This window comes from Azorhizobium doebereinerae UFLA1-100 (assembly GCF_000473085.1).
Taxonomy (GTDB): Bacteria; Pseudomonadota; Alphaproteobacteria; order Rhizobiales; family Xanthobacteraceae; genus Azorhizobium; species Azorhizobium doebereinerae.
Genome location: NZ_AXBA01000001.1, coordinates 314,677 through 332,885, shown reverse-complemented (window position 1 = coordinate 332,885; position 18,209 = coordinate 314,677). Strand labels below are relative to the sequence as shown.

Below are 18,209 nucleotides of genomic sequence, written 5' to 3'. Positions count from 1 at the left end.
CGGTCAAGAGGGGGTGGCGGCGCCGGCCGGGGCGCCGGCGGCTTCGATCGGCTGCGGCCGGCCGGTCAGATAGCCCTGCACGGCGGAGCAATGGTGGTCGCGCAGCCAGTCCATCTGCGCCTGCGTCTCCACGCCCTCGGCCACCACCTCAAGGCCGATCTCCGCGCACAATTGGATGACGCTGCGCACGATGGCCCTGGACTTGCGGCTGGTCATGAGGTTGTCGATGAAGCTCTTGTCGATCTTGAGCTTCTGGATCGGCAGCATCTGGATGTAGTTCAGCGAGGAGAACGCCGAGCCGAAGTCGTCGATGGCGACGGAGACGCCCAGGCGGTTCAGCCCGTTGACCATGTCCCGGGCGGCGCGGCTGTCCTCGATGAAGACCCGCTCGGTGATCTCGATGCACAGGCGGCGCGGGGGCAGGCCGGTCTCGCGCAAGGCGTCCTCCACCAGCGGGATCACCGTTCCCAGGATGAACCAGCCGGGCGAGAGATTGACCGAGACCCAGGTGTCGGCGGGCCAGGCGGCGGCCTGCCCGCAGGCGGCCTTGAGCACCAGGGCGTCCAGCTTCGGCCACAGGCCGATGGCTTCCGCCCGCGCCACGAAGAGGTCGGGCGGCACCGGGCCGTGGCCGGCCCGGTCCCAGCGGACCAGGGCCTCGCGCCCCAGCAGCCGCATGTCCGCCGTCGCGGCGATGGGCTGGGCCCAGATGGTCAGCGCGCCCTGGTCGATGGCCTCGGCCAGCGCCGCGTCGAAGATGCGCTGGCCGTTGCGCTCGGCCTCCATCCGGCTGGTGAAGGCGACGATGGCCGCTTCCGGGGCGCCTCCCGCCGTCTGCAAGGCGATGCCGGCCAGCTTGCGCAACTCGGCGGCATCGGTCAGGCCGGGGCGGGTGAGCACATAGCCGAAATCCGCGCTCATCGGCACCGATTGCCCGGAGATCAGGAACGGCGCGCGGAGCGCATCGGCGATGCCCGCGATCGCCGCTGCGGCGTCCGGGCCGGGATGCTCGATGAAGATGGCGAACTCGTCCCCGCCCAGCCGGGCTACCACGCTGCCCGGCGGGGCCGCGGCCGACAGCCGGCGCGCGGCTTCCACGAGGCGCTCGTCTCCCGCGCTGATGCCGAAGAGTTCGTTCACCAGATTGCTGTCGCGCAGGTCGGTCAAAGCGAGCAAAGCGGTGCCCGGCGTGGGCGCGGCCGCGCACGCGGCGATGCGCTCGGCCAGCGCCGGCCAATAGGGCAGGGCGGTCAGGAAATCATGGGACCCGGCCCATTGCGCCTTCCGGGTGGCGGCCTCGGCCGCCAGCTCGGCTTCCTTCTGCGCCGTCGCATCGAAGGCGATGCCGTCGGCGATGGTCTCCCCGGCGAGCAGGGACGCGGCCTGGTTGACCTGGGAGCGGCCCTGGATCCAGCGGATCTGGCCATCCGGCCGGACGAACCTGTATTCGCTGAAGACCGGCGGGGGCGTGCCTTGGGCGGCCTCGGTCAGGGCCCTGTGCACCCGGGCCCGGTCGTCCGGGTGGATGCGCTCCAGGAAAGTGGAGGCGTCCTGGATGATGGTCTCCGGCGGGAGGCCGAAGATGTCCGAGGACTGCTCGTTGACATATCGGAAGATCAGTTCGCCATGGGGACCCACCGCCCGGCGATAGAGAACGCCGGGGATGTTGGTGGCGATGGCGGCGATCTGTTCGTTCGCCTCCTGAAGCGAGGCCAGCAGCCGCCGCCGCGACAGAAAGGTGATCAGGATCGCCCCGATGGCGATGGTCGAAAGGGGCACCAGCAGCAGGTGCGGCAGCCAGATCTTCTCATAGCCCGGGTGGATGAGCCCTTCGCCCGCCGTCCAATGCACTTCAGGCAGGAGAACGGCGAAGGGGGAGGCGAGCGCGACCCAGAGGAGGTGAACCGGCCGGGCCGCGATCCGCGTGTGGGAGGGGCCGGAGAGCCGCCAGCCCATCATCAGCGCGATGGCGAGCCCCAGGGCGGACGCCACGAGCATCGAATAGAAGCCCTCCAGGTGCTGGGCGTTCCACAGCAGGACCTGGCCGGCGGCGGCGATGATGCTTGCGGTGCATCCCGCCACCAGCCCGAGGATCGGCGCCGCCAGAATGAGCGGCACGGTCCGCAAATCGACCAGATGCCCCGCCTCGGTCTCGATCGGGATGATCATGGCGGCGGTGGAGATCAGCCCCAGCACCGCGCCATAGGCGATCTCCCGCGCCCGCGTGCCCGGCTGGGTGAGGCGCGGCGGCAGCGCCAGTGCAAAGCTGACCAGGATGGCGACGACGACGGCGGCCCGCATGACCCCGTCGATCATCAGCCAGTACGCGGAGCCCATGGGTCAGCACCTCCGGCGGTCCTGCCCGCAGCCTAGCCGAGTTGGTGCCTATATTTGAAGCCCGCGCGGCACGCCGCGTGCGGATCGCCGCCGCCGGGGCGGGGCGGGGATGGACGAGACGAGCGAAGTTTAGATATCTACCCGCCGGCCTATTGCTCTGGTAGCATATGCCGCCATGCAGTCATTCATGAACCTGGGTTCATTGCCTCGGAGGACGTTTTGCGATGAAACGGCTCCAATCCGAAGGTCGTTCCTGCGACGCTTCGGAACCTGGGAGTGATACGCAAGTCATGCCGCTTGGTGGTACGGACGACATCATGCCGGGGCAGGCTGAGCTGGATGCTAAAGCTTGGCTGGCGGCGATCGTTGAGAATTCGGACGACGCCATCCTGAGCAAGACGCTCGAAGGCATCGTCACCAGCTGGAATTCCGGCGCGGAGCGTCTGTTCGGCTTTTCGGCCGAGGAGATGCTTGGCCGGCCCATTCTCATCCTCATCCCGGAAGACCGGCGCAGCGAGGAAAGCTTGATCCTGGAGAAGATCCGCCGGGGCGAACGGGTCGATCACTTCGAGACGGTGCGCCGGCGCAAGGACGGCAGCCTGGTGGACATCTCGCTGACCGTCTCGCCGGTGCGCAATAGGGACGGCGTGATCACCGGCGCCTCGAAGATCGCGCGCGACATCTCCGAGCGCAAGCGGCAGCACGAGCGGCAACTGCTGCTGCTGCGGGAGATGAACCACCGCATCAAGAACCTGTTCACCGTGACGTCGGCGCTGATCAGCCTCAGCGAACGCTCCGCCACCGGCGCCGCCGATCTGGCGGCCAGCCTGCGGCAGCGGCTGTCGGCCCTCGCGCGGGCGCATGATTTCACCTTGCCCGACATGGCCGGCGGCCTGGAGCGGGAGCGGACGACGACGCTGTTCTCGCTGCTCGGCGCCATTCTCACGCCGCACAATGACGCCGACGCGCCGCGCACCCACGTCCTCGGGGCGGACTTTCCCATCCGCGCGCCCGCTCTGGCCTCCCTGGCGCTGGCGCTGAACGAATTCGCCACCAATTCCGCCAAGTACGGGGCGCTGTCGGTCGCCGAGGGCCGGCTGCGGGTGGACAGCGCGGTGGACGGGGAAGACCATGTCCTGGTCTGGACCGAGACCGGCGGCCCGCCGCCGCCGTCGTCCATCGATCGGCCGGGGTTCGGGAGCCAGTTGGAGCGCCTGACCATCGCGCAGGCGCTGCGCGGGACCGCCACGCGCGATTGGCGTCCCGAAGGGCTGGTCATCACGGTGCGCACGCCGCTGCGGCATTTGTCCGGCTGAGCGCCGGCGCGGGGCGGGCACGCGTTCGGATCAGGGGCGTTCGGGGCCGCCGCCCGCCGGAGGGCTTGCCCAGGGGGGAGAGGCGGCCTGGAGCAGCGGCGTGATCGCCTCGCTCCTGAGCGGTTCGGCGAAAAGGGCGCCCTGCGCCTCCGCGCATCCCCATTCCTCCAGCAGGGCCAGTTGCGCGCGGGTTTCGACACCTTCCGCCAGGATGGCCATGCCGATGGCCTGGAGCAGCCGCATGGCCGCGTGCACGATGGTCGCGGCACGCGTGTCCGTGGCGATGTCGGCGATGAAGCGCGGGCTGAGCTTGACGCGGTCGACCGGGAGCCGCCGCAGGTAGTCCAGCGAGGAATAGCCGGTGCCGAAGTCGTCGATCGCCAGCGTCAGGCCGGTCTCGCGGAGCCGCACCAGGGCGTCGTTGTGGCCGGCCGCCATGTCCATCAGGACGAGCTCGGTCAGCTCCAGTTCGAGGGTGCGGGGCGGCACGCCGGTCTCGGCGAGGGTGGCGCCGATGTCCTCTTCCAGTTCCGCCGGGCGCTTGCTCTGCATGGTCGAGATGCCGATGCCGATCCGGCCGCAGTCGATGCCGGCCTCTCGCCAGGCCTTGGCCTGCCGGCATGCCTGCCGCATCGTCCAGCGCCCCAGGGCCAGGATCACGCCGCTGCTTTCCGCGACCGGCAGGAACACCTCGGGGCCGAGGACGCCGCGCGTGGGGTGGCGCCAGCGCACCATGGCTTCCATCCCGGCGATGCGCCCGCTCTTGAGGTCCACCTGCGGCTGATAGAGCAGGAACAGTTCGTCGTCGGCGATCGCCCGGCGCAGCTCGCCCGCCAGGTTGACGCGGGTGCGCGCGTCCGCGTCCATGGCGCCGGTGAAGAAGCGGTAGTCGCCGCGCCCTTCGGACTTCGCCTGATAGAGCGCGAGGTCGGCATGGGAGAGCAGCGTCTCGGCATCGAGGTCGCCGGCCTCGTAGACCACGATGCCGACGCTGGCGCCGCTGCGCACGTCATTGCCCTTGAGGATGAACGGCTGGGCCAGGGCGGCGATCAGGTTGGCGGCCAGGATGGCCGCGTCGGCCGGCTCGCTCACGTCCGTCGCGAGGACGGCGAATTCGTCGCCGCCGAAGCGGGCGACCACGTCCGCCTCCCGCACGTTGGCCAGCAGGCGCGCCGCGACGGTCTTCAGGAGGGCATCCCCGACGGGGTGGCCCAGCGTGTCGTTGACGTCCTTGAAATGATCGAGGTCGAGATACAGCACGGCGAAGCCCTTGCCGCCACGGCGCGCCTGCGCCATGGCGTGCTCGACCGCCTCGCGGAACACGCCCCGGTTGGCGAGGCCGGTCAGGCCGTCGTGGCGCGCGGAGTGGCGGATCTGGGCTTCCGCCCGCCGCCGGGCGGTGATGTCGCGGAAGAACCAGACCCGGCCGAGATAGCTGTTCCCCGCCGTGTGGAGACCGGCCGAATGCCGCTCGATCACCTGCCCGTCGGTGGTCTCCAGTTCGTCATGGGCCGCCTGCTCGGGGTGCTCGAACAGATACAGGACCCGGGCGATGAAGGCCTGAGGGTCCTTCATCCGCGCTGCCAAGGCCGCCAGCACGGGGCCGTTGTCGTCACCGGGCGCCACCGGCGGGATGCGCCACATCTCCCAGAACTGCCGGTTGACGGAGATGATCCGTCCCGTCTCATCGACCACGACGATGCCGTCCGGTGACGTCTCCATCTGGGTCTTGAGCAGCAGGTTGGTGAATTCGAGCGCGTCCTGCGCCCGCTTGCGCGCATCGATCTCGTCGAGCACGCCTTCGAGCGCGACCACCCGCCCGGTGCCGTCGCGCAGGCCGCGGATCTTGCCGCGCCACCATCGGTAGGTCCCGTCCGCGTCGCGCAGCCGCCGCTCCCAGGTGCTGCTGTCCTTCTCGCCGCGGCAGATGGCTTCGTTGTCGGCGATGCTGGCCTTGAGGTCGTCGGGATGGAGGAGCTGCTGCCAGAGGTCGGACGCCGCGAGCACCTGGCGCGGCGTATAGCCGAAGCGCCCGATGTTGTCGGAGACGTAGGTGAGCGGCATCGTCGGCGCCACCTGGATGCGGTAGACCACGGTCGAGCTGTTCTCGACGATCCGGTTGGCCTCGGCGAGCCGCGCGGCGAAGCGGTACTGGACGAAGATGAACGCGCCCAGCAGCATCACGAGGCTCGCCGCGCCCCCGACGATGAGGGCGCCGAACAGACGGTAGCGGGCAATCGTGCCGCGCCACATGGCGGCGTCGATGTCGATGCCGAGGATGGCGATGACCGGCCCGCCGGGCCCCGCGCTCAGCGGCGCCAGGCCTGACACCCAGTCGCCCCATCGGTCGCGTGCCGGGCCCTCGACGATGGGGACGCCGGAGACGAACACGCCGCGCAGCTCCGGCGAGGCCTCGCCATAGGTGGAGCCGGGCGCCGCATAGGCCGGCGAGCCGACCGGCTCGGCCCCGGCCATGAACACCACCATGCCGCCCCGCAGGCCCATCAGATAGGCGAAACGCGCCTGCGGCAGGGCCTCCCGCAGGCGCCGCAGGATGGCGTTGACGCGCTCAAGCGGCAGCGTGCCGGCATCCTGGTCCGAGCCCTGCAACTGGGCGACCGTCTCGACGGGAAAGGTGGCGGCGGCCGCGGCAGCGGTCCGCATCAGCGCCTGGCGTTCCAGCTCCTCGCCATAGCGGCCGAATGCGGCGACGGCGGAGAGCCCGGCGGCGGCCAGCCCGCCCGCCGTGAGCGCGAGGGCGCAGACGCCGAGGACGGCCGGAAGCCGCGGCCGGCCCCGCAGGCGGTCCATGAAGCCGATGCTGTCACTCCCGAGCCGCGGCACTGGTGCTTCCGCCCTCGTCTGCAGCGTGACGATCTGGACCGCGACGCGCCGGCGATCCGGCACAGGAGGATCGGGCTTCGGGTCCTTCCCACTCCCGGAACAGGTTGTGTCCGGGAGAGCTGACGCTACCACGGATTTGCGGGATGCGACGAACCGTCCGCCCGGGCTGCACCCGCGATGGGCGCAAACGTGAAGCGGGCTTTACAAAAAACTGGGATACTGGAATACGAGTACGCTCGGACAGGTGACACGGGGACCTTCAGATGCGGCAGACGTGGCGATGGTTCGGGCCGGCGGACGTGGTGCCGCTCAGCGCGGTGCGGCAGGCGGGCGCGCAGGGCATCGTCACGGCCCTCCATCATGTGCCCACCGGGCAAGACTGGACGCTGGCCGAGATCCGCAAGCGGCAGGACGTGGTGCGCGGCGCCGGCGGCGCCCCCACCGGCCTCACCTGGGACGTGGTGGAGAGCCTGCCGGTATCCGAGGACATCAAGCGCCAGACCGGCGACTGGCGGGCGCATGTCGCCTCCTACAAGCGCTCCATGGCAGCGCTGGCGGAGGCCGGCATCGCCACGATCTGCTACAATTTCATGCCGGTGCTGGACTGGACCCGCACCGACCTGCGCTACGAGGTGAGCCACGGCGGGCAGGCCATGCGCTTCGACCTGGTGGATTTCGCCGCCTTCGACCTGCACGTGCTCGCCCGTCCGGGCGCGGCGGAGGATTATGGCGACGCCATCAAGGCCGCCGCCGCCGAACGCCATGCGGCCATGAGCGAGGACGACCGCAAACGCCTCGCCGCCAACCTCACTGCCGGCCTGCCCGGTGCGGCGGAGGGCTGGACGCTGGACGGCCTGCGCGAGCAGCTGGCGCTCTACGACGCCATCCCCACGGAGCGCCTGCGGCGGCATCTGGTGGACTTCCTCTCGGAGGTGGTGCCGGTGGCGGAGACGCTGGGCCTGCGCCTGTGCTGCCACCCCGACGACCCGCCGTTCCCGCTGCTCGGCCTGCCGCGCATCGTCTCCACCGAGGCCGACTACCGCCTCATGCTGGACGCGGTGGACAGCCCGGCCAACGGCGTGACCCTGTGCTCCGGCTCGCTCGGCGTGCGGCCGGACAACGACCTGCCCGGCATGGCGGAGCGGCTCGGGCCGCGCATCCACTTCGTGCACCTGCGCAACATCCGCCGCCAGGCGCCGGTGGACGGGCTGCGCCGCTCCTTCTTCGAGGACGAGCATCTGGCGGGGGAGACCGACATGGTCGCCACCATCGCCGCCCTCCACGCCGAGGAGACCCGCCGCCGCGCCGAGGGCCGTGTGGATTGGGAGATCCCCATGCGCCCGGACCACGGCCAGGACATCCTGGACGACATCGGCCGTGGCGCGCAGCCGGGCTATCCGGCCATCGGCCGCCTCAAGGGCCTCGCCGAACTGCGCGGGGTGATGACCGCGCTGGCCCATCCGCTCCACGCCGGGCGCGCCTGACCCGCGGGGAAAGGCCATGCCTCGGGTGAAGCGCACCTTGCCCGGCTTCGATCTGCGCGAGGCCCTGCGGGACGTCGCCGTGGACCGCGCGCAGGCCATCGGGCCGCAGATCTACGAGGGGCTGCGACGGCTCATCATCCGCTCGCGCCTGCCGTCCGGCGCGCCGCTGCACGAGAGCGACATTGCCAGCGCCTGCAACATCTCCCGCACGCCGGTGCGGGCGGCGCTGCACCAGCTGGCGCTGGAAGGGCTCGTCACCACCTGGCCGCAGGTGGGCTCGGTGGTGGCGTCCATCGACCGGGCCGAGATCGAGGCCGGCGTCGTCATCCGCCGGGCGCTGGAGGGCGAGGTGGTGCGGCTGCTGTGCGCCGCGCCGCCCGCGGCGCCGTTCTGGCCGCGGATCGAGGCCTTGCTGGAGGCCCAGCGCGCCGCGGTGGAGCGGGGCGACGACTACGCCTTCTTTGCCGCCGACGAGCAGTTCCATGCCGCCCTGGCCGAGATGGCCGGCGTGCCCGCCGCCTGGCGGCTGGTGCATTCGGTGAAGGCACATATCGACCGGGTGCGGCTGCTGGCGACGCGCCTCCAGCCACGCCGCTACCAGGACGCCTATGAGGAGCATCTGGCCATCCTGGCGGCGGTGCGGCGCGGGCAGGCGGAAGAGGCGGCGCGGGAGATGACCCGGCATGTGGAAGCAGTGCTGAACAGCTTCGACCTGCTGGCGGCCGCGCGCGCGGCGACGCAGGCATAGCCAGGAGCGGACAGCAAAACGCCCCGCCCGAGGGGGTCGGGACGGGGCGTCTGGAGGCCACTGTGGGGGCAGTCCCACGCGGTTGTCGCAACAATATCCGAACGACGCCGGATGTCACCTCACCGTCATGTGAGAGGCTATGCGTCCAGCGCTTAGTCGCTCGCACACCGGAACATGGCAAGCCGGTCCGGCCCCTCGTCCGTCACCGGCTCGAACCGTCCGGTGGCGGGGTCGCGCACCAGCAGGCGGCCGGAGGACACGCCGAAATAGGCGCCGTGGAGGGCGAGCTTGCCGCGCTCCACCAGGATGCGCACGCAAGGGAATGTCATCAGGTGCTTGAGGCTCAGCTCCACCGAGGCGAATTCGAGCCGCCGCAGATAGGTGTCGCCGTCCTCCGGCTTGCGCGGCCCGAGGCTCTCGGCGGCGGGGGCGATCTGCGACATCCAGCGGCCGATGAAGTCGCCGGGCGAGAGCGGCTCCTGCTCGTCGGCGAAGGCGCGGATGCCGCCGCAGAGCGCGTGGCCGAGAACCACGATGTGCTTCACGCGCAGCGCCTGCACGCCGAACTCAAGGGCGGCGCTGGTGCCGTGCTGCGTCTCGCCGTGGGATTCGTAGGCGGGCACCAGATTGGCGACATTGCGGACCACCAGCAGTTCGCCCGGCGCGGCATCGAAGATCACTTCCGGCGACACGCGGCTGTCCACGCAGCCGATTACCATGATCTCCGGCCTCTGGCCGGCCTGCGCCAGCGCCTCGTAGCGCGAACGCTCCGCTGCGAACCGGCCGTCGATGAAGGAACGGTAGCCTTGGGTCAGTCTTTCCGGGAACATGGCTCGTCCTCGCCCTGCGTCCCGCGCGCGGCTCGCGCGGCTGAGCCGGGGCCATAGCAGGTTTGGCCCCGGTCTCCAATATCGGGACGGCCATGCGCTGGAGGCGGTGCTGCCGTCAGGGCAGGACGGCGGCGTCGAACACCACGCGGCCGCGCCCGGCGTTCTTGGCGGTGTAGAGGGCGCGGTCGGCCCGCTTCAGCACGGCGTCCACATGCGGGTCATCGGGCCGGGCGCAGGTGCCGCCGATGCTGATGCCCACCGGCAGGTTCAGGGCGCCCAGTTGCAGCGGCGTGGCGGTGACGGCGTCGAGCAGGCCGTCGGCCACGCGCCGGGCATCCGCGGGACCGGCGTCCGGCAGCAGGACGGCGAATTCCTCGCCGCCCATGCGGGCCAGCATGTCGCCCGCCCTCACCGCCTCCTGGCAGCGCCGGGCGACGAGGCGGATCACCTCGTCGCCGACGCCGTGGCCGTGCCGGTCGTTGACCGCCTTGAAGTGGTCGATGTCGAGCATCAGCAGCGTCAGGGCGCGCCCATTCTCCCGGCAGGTCGCGAAGGTGAGTTCGGCCTCGGCCAGGAAGCGCCGGCGGTTGAACGCCTCGGTCAGCGGGTCGACATTGGCCAGCCAGCGCAATTCCGCCTCCAGCCGGCGCTGCTCGGTGACATCGAGCAGGACCAGGATGTAGGTGTCGCCGAGGAAGCAGAAGCGGTACTGCACGATGTGCTGAAGGCCGTCGCGGCAGCGCACGTTCCACTCGCCGGTATGCGCCGTGCCGGGCTGGTCGTGGGCGAGGGCCACCATCTGCCGCCACTCGGCAATGGCCGCGGCGCGGGCAACGGGGTCGGGAAAACCCAGCTCCCACCATTCGTCATGGTGCAGGACGGGCTTTTCCACATAGAGAAACAGGTCGTCGGCGGCCTTGTTGTAGAACACCGCGTCGAAATTGCGGTCGTAGATCTCCACGCCCACGGGCAGAGCGTGCAGGATTTCGCTGAAGGTGCGGCGCGGCCGGTCCGCCTCGCCCAGTGTCGGGCGGCCGAAGACGTCGGTCGCTTCCGCGATCGGCGGCGGCTTCTCGCTCATGGCAAGGCCACCGCGAAGGCGTGCGGGTGGCCGGCTAGGGCATCACGCACGGAGGCGTGGGAGGAGCAATGAATTTGATGAACGGCCACAATCAAAGGCCCGACGGCAAAGGATACCTGAACAACTAAGAAATTTCACGCGGCGGGGCAAGCTCTTGTCTCACTTCGACGGATCTTGGGCGATACGCATCGAGATGGAATTCAAGGCCGCTTGCGCGCGGCGATGAAGTATTGCGCGCATGTCACATGAAGTGTGCGCATGCAAATTATGTTTGGAAGAAAGAGGCGGCGTGCGGCGCGGGAGCACGACGTCGGATGATGGTGTTTTCGCCCCCGTGCGCGACACGTCCGACTATCGCGGACGTCACCTGACCGGAGGCCGTGGCCGTCTCTGGCCATGTGACAAAGGGATGAATGACTTGCCGCAATCCCATTCCGGCGGCGGCGTGCTTTGGTTGATCGATACCAGGGCCGAGCGGGAGAGCGTGCCATGAAGACAGAGATCATCGAGCATCTCGGCCAGACCGACGTCCTGATCCCCGCGCTGATCGCGGGCGCCCTGCGCGCCAACGACCGGGTGAAGGCGCGCCTCAGCATCCTGCAAGCGGCGGCGCACCACGCCCAGGCGCCGGATGCGGCCCGTGCCGACCTGTCGGATGAATGTCGCGCCGCCGGGCTCGATTCCCTCGCCATGGAGCAGATGGTGGCCGGCGCCACGGCCGGCGGCGGCGACGTGGTGACCGCGCCGGGCCTTGGCGAACTCGGGCGCGGGGTCTGGGACGACGTGACCGAGATGGCGCAGGGCGTGGCCGCCGGGGACGCGGCGGCGGGCGCCGCCGGCCTGGAGCGCCTCGCGGCGCTGCGCGCCAGCCATGCGCTCGGCGGCTCGGATGCGGTGTCCGGCGCCGAGGTCACCCGGCTCACCGGCCTGTCCGGCGAGGGCAGGGACAGCCTGCACCGGCTGGTCATGGACCTGCACAAGGCGCTGAACCGCCTGTCGGCCGAGCATGCGGAAGAGAATGTGGCGGGTGCCCATGCCTTCGGCCTGCGGCCCGAGGACCACGGCCTCGTCGAGGCCTTCATGCGCGGGCTGGAGGCGACGCGGCGGCTGAAGTTCGACCATCCCGGCCTCGGCACCAATGCCGCCCGCGCCGGCGAGCGCCTGACCATCCAGAACGACATCGGCGAAACCGACGCCCATGTGGTGGTGATCGCGGTGGAGCCGGGCGCCATCACCGTCACCTATACGGACGTGCATCTGGCGCGGGCGAAATTCTTCACCGGCCTGCTGCGCGATGCGCCGCTGGCCTGGAGCGGGCTCGACCGCAAGTCGGCGGCGGGCCTCGCCGACGACGGCGTGTTCTATCTCGTCACCGGACGCTGCGAGACGGATGATCCGGCGGTGCGCGACGCGGTGCTGGAGGCGCTGGGCGCCAATCTGGTCTTCCTCATCGACTGGAACAAGGCCCGCAAGGTGCTGCGCGCCTGGATCCCCAAGGGCGAAGCGGTGCGCGTGCTGGACTGGGCGGCCACCCACCGCCTCGGCCACCGCGCCTTCCTGGAACTCGGTGGCAGCGACCTGGTGGCGGCGGCGGTGAACCATGCCGCTCCCGGCCGCATCGGCTTCGGCGAGCGGCTCGACGGGGTGCTCGGCCGCGAGGCGGCGGTGGATTTCCTAAAGGGCGTGCTGCGCATCTGCGCCGAGGCGCTGCTGGACGGCAGCTCGGTGCGCCTCGCCCGCGACCGCATCGAGGCGGAACTCGCCCGCCATCTGGAGCGGGCGGAGGCGATGCTGTTCGCCATCGTGATCCGGCAGGCGGGTCTTGCGCGCGAGGTGGCCGCCGGGCTTGCCGCCGCTCTGTTCGAGCAGCGCGCCGGCCGGCCGTTCGACCGCGACCAACTGGCGGGCGCCGCCCGCCGCCGCGAGGAGAAAGCGGACCGCATCGCCCTCGACGCGCGGCAGAAGGTGGCGCGCTTCGGCGCCGACCCGGCCATCGAACGGCTGTCCAACCAGATCGAGGACGTGGTGGACGAACTGGAGCAGGCCGCCTTCGTCGCCTCGCTTCTGCCGCCGGTGCTGCCGGCGGACCTGCTGGCGCCGCTGTCGGATCTCTGCGGCTTCGCCGTCAGCGGGGCGGAGGCTGCGGCCTCCGGCGCCGCCGCGGCCGCCGCCGTCCCCGAGGGCCACCGGGTGGATTCGGAGGATGCGCTTGCCTGCGCCGTGCGGCTCGGCGAGCTGGAGCACGCGGCAGACGCGGCCGAGCGGGCGGTGACGGCGCGGGTGCTGGGCGGCGGCGCCGACCTCACCACCTCGCTCTGCGCGCTCGATCTCGCCCGTGCGCTGGAGCGGGCCACCGACCGGCTGGCCGGCTTCGGCCATCTGCTGCGGACCCACGTGCTGGCCGATCTCGCCACCTGACGCCATTGCCGGGCCCAGGCCCGCATCTGCTCGCATGGCGGCCGGTCCGCCGTTCCCTTCCCGTCGTCATATGGAGAGCGCCCATGCAGATCGTCCGCATCGGCAATGGATCGACCGAACAGCCCACGCCCGAGACGGTGGGCGCCAAGGCGGCGAACTTGGCCCGCATGGCCGTGCTCGGCCTGCCGGTGCCGCCGGCTTTCGTGCTGCCGGTCGGACTGTGCGCCGCCATCGTGCGCGGCGAGCGCGACGCGCGGGAGCGGATGGAGACCGGGCTGGCGAAGGGCATCGCCTTCCTGGAGGAGGCCACCGGCCGCACCTTCGGCGACGGTCGCCGCCCGCTTCTGGTCTCGGTGCGCTCCGGCGCGGCGCGCTCCATGCCGGGCATGCTGGAGACGGTGCTGGACGTGGGCTGCTCGCATGCGGCGACGCAGGGGCTGATTCGCATGACCGGGCATCCCCGTTTCGCCTGGGATTGTCGCCGCCGCTTCCTGGAGAGCTACGGCAACGTGGTGCTGGGCGTGCCCGATGCGGATTTCGCCCGCGCGCGCCGCGCGGTGCTGACCGGCGAGGGCGTCGCCGACCCGCAGGATCTCGACGGCGAGGCGCTGGAGCGGCTGGCGGAAGGCTATGCGGCGCTGCTGGAGGACCGCGACGATCTGGTGCCGGACCAGCCCATGGCGCAATTGCGCGGCGCGGCGGAAGCGGTCTACGGCTCCTGGATGAGCCCGCGCGCGGCCGCCTATCGCCGGATCGAGCACCTGGAGCATCTGGAGGGTACGGCGGTGACCGTGCAGGCCATGGTGTTCGGCAATCGCGGCGCCACCTCCGGCGCCGGCGTCGCCTTCTCCCGCAATCCCTCCACCGGCGCCACCGCGCCGATGATCGACGTGCTGCTCGCCGCGCAGGGCGAGGACGTGGTGTCCGGTAGCCGCACGCCGCTCGCCGAGGATGCGCTCGCCGCCGCCGCCCCCGTGGCCGCGGCGCAGCTGCGCGAGGTGCTGGCCCGCCTGGAAGGCGCGTTCGGCGACGTGCAGGACGTGGAATTCACCGTGGAAGAGGGCAAGCTCTACATTCTCCAGACCCGCGCGGCCAAGCGCACGCCGGCGGCGGCGCTGCGCTTCGCGGTGGCGCAGGTGGAGGAGGGGCTGATCACCCCCGCCGAGGGGCTGGCGCGGCTGGCCGGCGTCGATCTCGACGCCCTCGTCACCACCCGCCTCGCGGAAGCCTGGGCGCCGGTGGCCACGGGCACCGCCGCCTCCACCGGCGTGGCCGTGGGCCGGGTGGCCTTTTCCTCGGAGCGCGCCCAGGAGTTGGCGGCGGCGGGCGAGCCGGTGATTCTGGTGCGGCCGGACACCAGCACCCTGGATGTGGTCGGCTTCTCCGTGGCCGCGGGCATCGTGACGGCGGTGGGCGGGCGCACCGCCCACGCGGCGCTGGTGGCCCGGCAGATGGGCAAGCCCTGCGTGGTGGGATGCGCGGCGGTGCACGTCGAGCCCTCCGCCGCACGGGCGCAGATCGCCGGGCATCCGGTGGCCGAAGGCGACTGGCTGTCCATCGACGGCCGCGCCGGCACCATCCATCTCGGCCGGTCCCGCATCGTCACCGAACGGCCGGATGCGGACCTCGCCCGGGTCGCGTCCTGGCGGCAGGCGGCGCGGGAGCCGGCCTGCGCCTGAGCGGCCGCATGGCGCATTGTTTCGCTATCGCGGCGCTGTGACCGCAGAATGGTTGACTATGGTATCTCTGTAACTACCATCGCGACGCCGTGGGGCGGCAGTGGTGGGGACATGCGATGACGACACTGACGCTGAACCTGGACAGCACGCTTCAGGGCGTCCTGAGTTCCGGCACGCCGGGCAGCAACGGCATCTGGGCCTACGCCTTCGTGACCAACGGCTCCAGCGTCACCTACACGACGCTGGTGGACAATGGCACGGTCCTGAGCAGCAGCGGGGAGCCCACCGGCACGTTCCTGATCAACCTGCCGCAGATCGAGGGCGGCAAGGTCTATTTCATCATCCAGAGCCAGGATGCCGCCGACACCAACGACCTGACAACGCTGATCACCTCGCAGTCGCAGATCACCTGGCAGAACGCCCAGGCCTGGGACTTCCGCTACGACAGCTTCGAATACACCCTCCAGAACGCCACCGGCGACGCGGGCAACCTCACCTCCGTGGAGGGCTTCGGCCTGCCCATGGACTTGAGCGTCACTTACGCGAACGGCACCACCAAGACGTCCGGCTATGCCACCAACGGCTGGGGCATCATCAACGACATCGTGGCCATCAACGGCGCGGCCATCTCCAATTACACCGAGGGCGTGCTGGCCAACACGCCGCGCATGGGAATCTCGCCCAGCCAGGCGGTGACGACGGGCTCGACCGTGTTCCAGCCGTCCGACTGGACCGCCTATATCAACGCGGTGAAGACACCGGCGACGCCCATCGTGATCTCCGGCATGTTCAACGGAGCGGCGGACGTCAATGGTGTCTGGCACAACGGGGGCTATTTCAGCTACCAGCTGAGCTGGGACGCCACCGCGGCCAACAGCGACGGCACCACCGGCGCCTTCTGGCTGTCACCGACCGCGAACAGCCAGATCCAGGGCTATATCAAGATCACCCAGACGGATCTGGCCAACAGCATCTATTCGACGCTGGGCAATGCGGAGGTCTACGCCACCCTCACCTCGGCGCCCTACCAGATCGCCGGCAGCACCTCGACGGAGATGAACACCGGCGCCAACAACCAGTGGGGCGAGGTGTTCACGCAGTTCCTGACCGGCTTCACGGCGGGCTATTTCGGCACCACGGGCGCGTCCACGAACAGCAGCGCGTCGCAGGCGATCAACCTCAACACCAATATCAACTGGGACCCGACCTACGCCTTCGGCCAGCACCTGTCGTCCGCGCAGCCGGTGTTCATGGACGCCTATTCGAAGATCTTCTTCGAGAATTCCAACTCCTACGGCTCGTCATATTCCGACAATCTGATGAGCCAGTACACGCAGGGTGGTCCGCAGATCATCCTGTACGACACGACCACGAATTTGAACGTGAGCAACATCAACCTCACGCTCTATGACGACAGCGTCGTGCCGGCCGGATATACGACGCCGGTCATCTACAATTACATCAACCCGTCCGTGGTGACGGTGACCAACCCCGGCGGGGCGGGATTCCAGGTTCCGGTCCAGAACAGCGCCAACGCCAATATCGTGCTCAACTTCGCCAACGGGCATACGATCCTGAACGAGGCGACCACCGCGGTCACTCTGAAGATCTATGCCGGTGAGCAAAGCGGTGCGCCGGTCTGGATCCCGGTGACCTTCCCGGTGATCGGCTACAACCAGACGCTGTGGCAAAGCTGGAGCCTGGTCTACGACAGCACCACCAACACCTATTCGGCGGTGGCGGCGGGCGGCAGCCAGCCGGTAGGGTCCATGCTCATCCAGGGCCTGCCCACGTCCAATTCCGGCGTGACCTGGTACCAGATCGTGCTTCAGGCGAGCGACGATCCGACTGCCTCGCTGCCCTCCGCCAAGACCTTCAACATCTATACGACCACGTCGGGCTACCAGTTTCTGGACCCCGACTATTCCAGCGCCCAGTCCGGCGCGATCGCGGTGGACGGTCTCGCGGTGCTGCAGATCCCACAGTACCCAACCACGCCGCAGACCATCAACACCTTCTCCATCAACTTCCTGCCCGGCAGCAGCTCGACCATCGATGATTCGCTGCTCACCTGGTACCAAGGCACGCTGGCGACGCCCAGCTCGCCGGTCATCGGCGACATGTCCAGCGGCGCCTTCGCATCGGTGACCGGCCAGTCGCTGCTGAACGGCTCGGCCGTCTCGACGGGCTCGGGCGAACTGGGCTTCGGCTGGACCGGCTTCAATCCGGTGGCCTGGAGCTCGGCCTGGGTCGGCGCCTATTCGAACAAGACCGCCGCCCTGGACGTGGCCTATCTGCGGTTCGGCGGCACCTCGATCGCCCCGACCAGCGCCGTCGGCGACATCGACGGCCAGTGGGCGAGCGGCATGGTGCAGTTCGGCAATGGCACCTATACGGTCAATGTCCAGGAGTACCGGCCGGGCGGCATCACCAGCGCCAATGCGGTCACCGTCCAGTCGGCGAACGCCACCTTCACCGTGGACGTGGCGACCCTCGCGCTGAAGGCCGGGGCGAACGGCCAGGCGCTGCTGGTGGACACCAGCAGCCATCCCGAGGTGAGCGGAAACTGGATCCGCTTCGAGGCGCAGACCCCGTCTCCGGGCCTGCCGCGGGACGCGACACTGGTTCTCTATGTCACGGACGCGGCGGGCAATCTGCTCGCGCGCGACGGCCGCACGGGTAGCGTCACGCTCGCCGAGGCCACCCTCGCCAAGATCGGCGCGGTCTATGACGATGCGGGCGTGGCCCTGCTGCAAGGCGGGCAGCAGCTTTATCTCGGCGCCGGCGAGCAGCTTCATTTCGCGGTGCTGAGCGGCAGCGGCGCCGTCGACATGGCGCCTGCGGTTCACGTCAGCACGGCGGCGGACGGCTCCGCGACGGTGGCGGTGGGCGGCTTCACCCTCGCGGCGGTGACCAACAACGTGCTGAGCGATGCGGCGGAACTCGCGTCCACCCAGCGCATGAACGACCAGCCGCTGGTCTATCTCACCCATGGCGCCGCTCTGGACGTGCAGGTCACCGGCAGCAGCAGCAACACCAATGCGCTGGGTTTCGTGCATATCGACGTGGACCCGACGAGCGGTGCCTGGAGCGTGGACGGTGTGGCCTATGGCGATACCGCCGCCTTCAAGGCCGCGGTCGCGAGCCATCTGGATGCCGGCCTCAACGTGAGCCGCGGCGGGCAGACCGCCATGGACGTCACCTGGACAGTGGCGGGGACCGAGGGCTATTACGCGCCGGTCCTGCTGACCCAGAACGGTGATATCTTCGTCGTGGGCCAGGCCAATGCCGGCGGCCACGAATATATCCGCATGTATGGCGAGAACACCTTCGGTTTCGAGGATCTCACCGCCGCCCAGGGATCCGACTTCGACTATAACGACATGGTCATGAAGATCACGCCGCTGCACGATATCTTCTGACCGCCGCATCGCCCTGCGCCCTGGACGCTGTGCCGCGCCCAGGCGGAGGC

General features: G+C 69.9%; 10 protein-coding genes. 6 read left to right on the top strand and 4 right to left on the bottom strand.

What is annotated here, in order from left to right:
• Positions 1-3: 3 nt before the first annotated feature.
• Positions 4-2,337 carry a putative bifunctional diguanylate cyclase/phosphodiesterase gene (locus YU1_RS31685; RefSeq protein ID WP_051356350.1) on the bottom strand — a complete coding sequence of 778 codons (2,334 nt, stop codon included), beginning with the start codon at positions 2,335-2,337 and terminating at the stop codon, positions 4-6.
• Positions 2,338-2,654: 317 nt separating this feature from the next.
• On the opposite strand from YU1_RS31685, the gene YU1_RS27355 reads away from it, so the two are divergent.
• Complete coding sequence (locus YU1_RS27355; RefSeq protein ID WP_035713358.1) at positions 2,655-3,653, top strand: PAS domain S-box protein; 999 nt, start codon at positions 2,655-2,657, stop codon at positions 3,651-3,653.
• A gap of 30 nt (positions 3,654-3,683) precedes the next feature.
• On the opposite strand, the gene YU1_RS31680 is transcribed toward YU1_RS27355, so the two are convergent.
• Positions 3,684-6,464 (bottom strand): putative bifunctional diguanylate cyclase/phosphodiesterase, encoded by a 2,781-nt coding sequence (locus YU1_RS31680; RefSeq protein ID WP_156921899.1) that lies wholly within the window; start codon positions 6,462-6,464, stop codon positions 3,684-3,686.
• A 296-nt stretch (positions 6,465-6,760) separates the two neighbouring features.
• On the opposite strand from YU1_RS31680, the gene uxuA reads away from it, so the two are divergent.
• On the top strand, positions 6,761-7,981 hold the full coding sequence (uxuA, locus tag YU1_RS0101320) for a mannonate dehydratase (RefSeq protein WP_029002538.1): 1,221 nt from the start codon (positions 6,761-6,763) through the stop codon (positions 7,979-7,981).
• A 16-nt stretch (positions 7,982-7,997) separates the two neighbouring features.
• Positions 7,998-8,729, top strand: coding sequence for a GntR family transcriptional regulator (locus YU1_RS27345; protein ID WP_051356347.1), 732 nt, complete (start codon positions 7,998-8,000; stop codon positions 8,727-8,729).
• Between the two features lie 152 nt (positions 8,730-8,881).
• Here the strand turns inward: YU1_RS27345 and YU1_RS0101310 are convergent, their stop codons facing one another.
• Both YU1_RS0101310 and YU1_RS31675 read right to left on the bottom strand, forming a co-directional pair.
• Positions 8,882-9,559: a carbonic anhydrase gene (locus tag YU1_RS0101310; RefSeq protein ID WP_029002537.1), complete on the bottom strand. Its 678-nt coding sequence runs from the start codon at positions 9,557-9,559 to the stop codon at positions 8,882-8,884.
• Positions 9,560-9,674: 115 nt separating this feature from the next.
• Positions 9,675-10,640 carry a GGDEF domain-containing protein gene (locus YU1_RS31675; RefSeq protein ID WP_051356346.1) on the bottom strand — a complete coding sequence of 322 codons (966 nt, stop codon included), beginning with the start codon at positions 10,638-10,640 and terminating at the stop codon, positions 9,675-9,677.
• A 489-nt stretch (positions 10,641-11,129) separates the two neighbouring features.
• Here YU1_RS31675 and YU1_RS0101300 point away from each other — a divergent pair, with 489 nt between their 5' ends.
• From YU1_RS0101300 to YU1_RS0101290, 3 genes are all read left to right on the top strand, one after another.
• On the top strand, positions 11,130-13,058 hold the full coding sequence (locus tag YU1_RS0101300; RefSeq protein ID WP_029002536.1) for a hypothetical protein: 1,929 nt from the start codon (positions 11,130-11,132) through the stop codon (positions 13,056-13,058).
• A gap of 83 nt (positions 13,059-13,141) precedes the next feature.
• Complete coding sequence (locus tag YU1_RS0101295) at positions 13,142-14,737, top strand: PEP/pyruvate-binding domain-containing protein (RefSeq protein ID WP_029002535.1); 1,596 nt, start codon at positions 13,142-13,144, stop codon at positions 14,735-14,737.
• 116 nt (positions 14,738-14,853) lie between these two features.
• A complete protein-coding gene (locus tag YU1_RS0101290) occupies positions 14,854-18,159 on the top strand; it encodes a DUF4114 domain-containing protein (RefSeq protein WP_029002534.1) in 3,306 nt (1,101 codons plus the stop codon).
• Positions 18,160-18,209 lie beyond the last annotated feature (50 nt).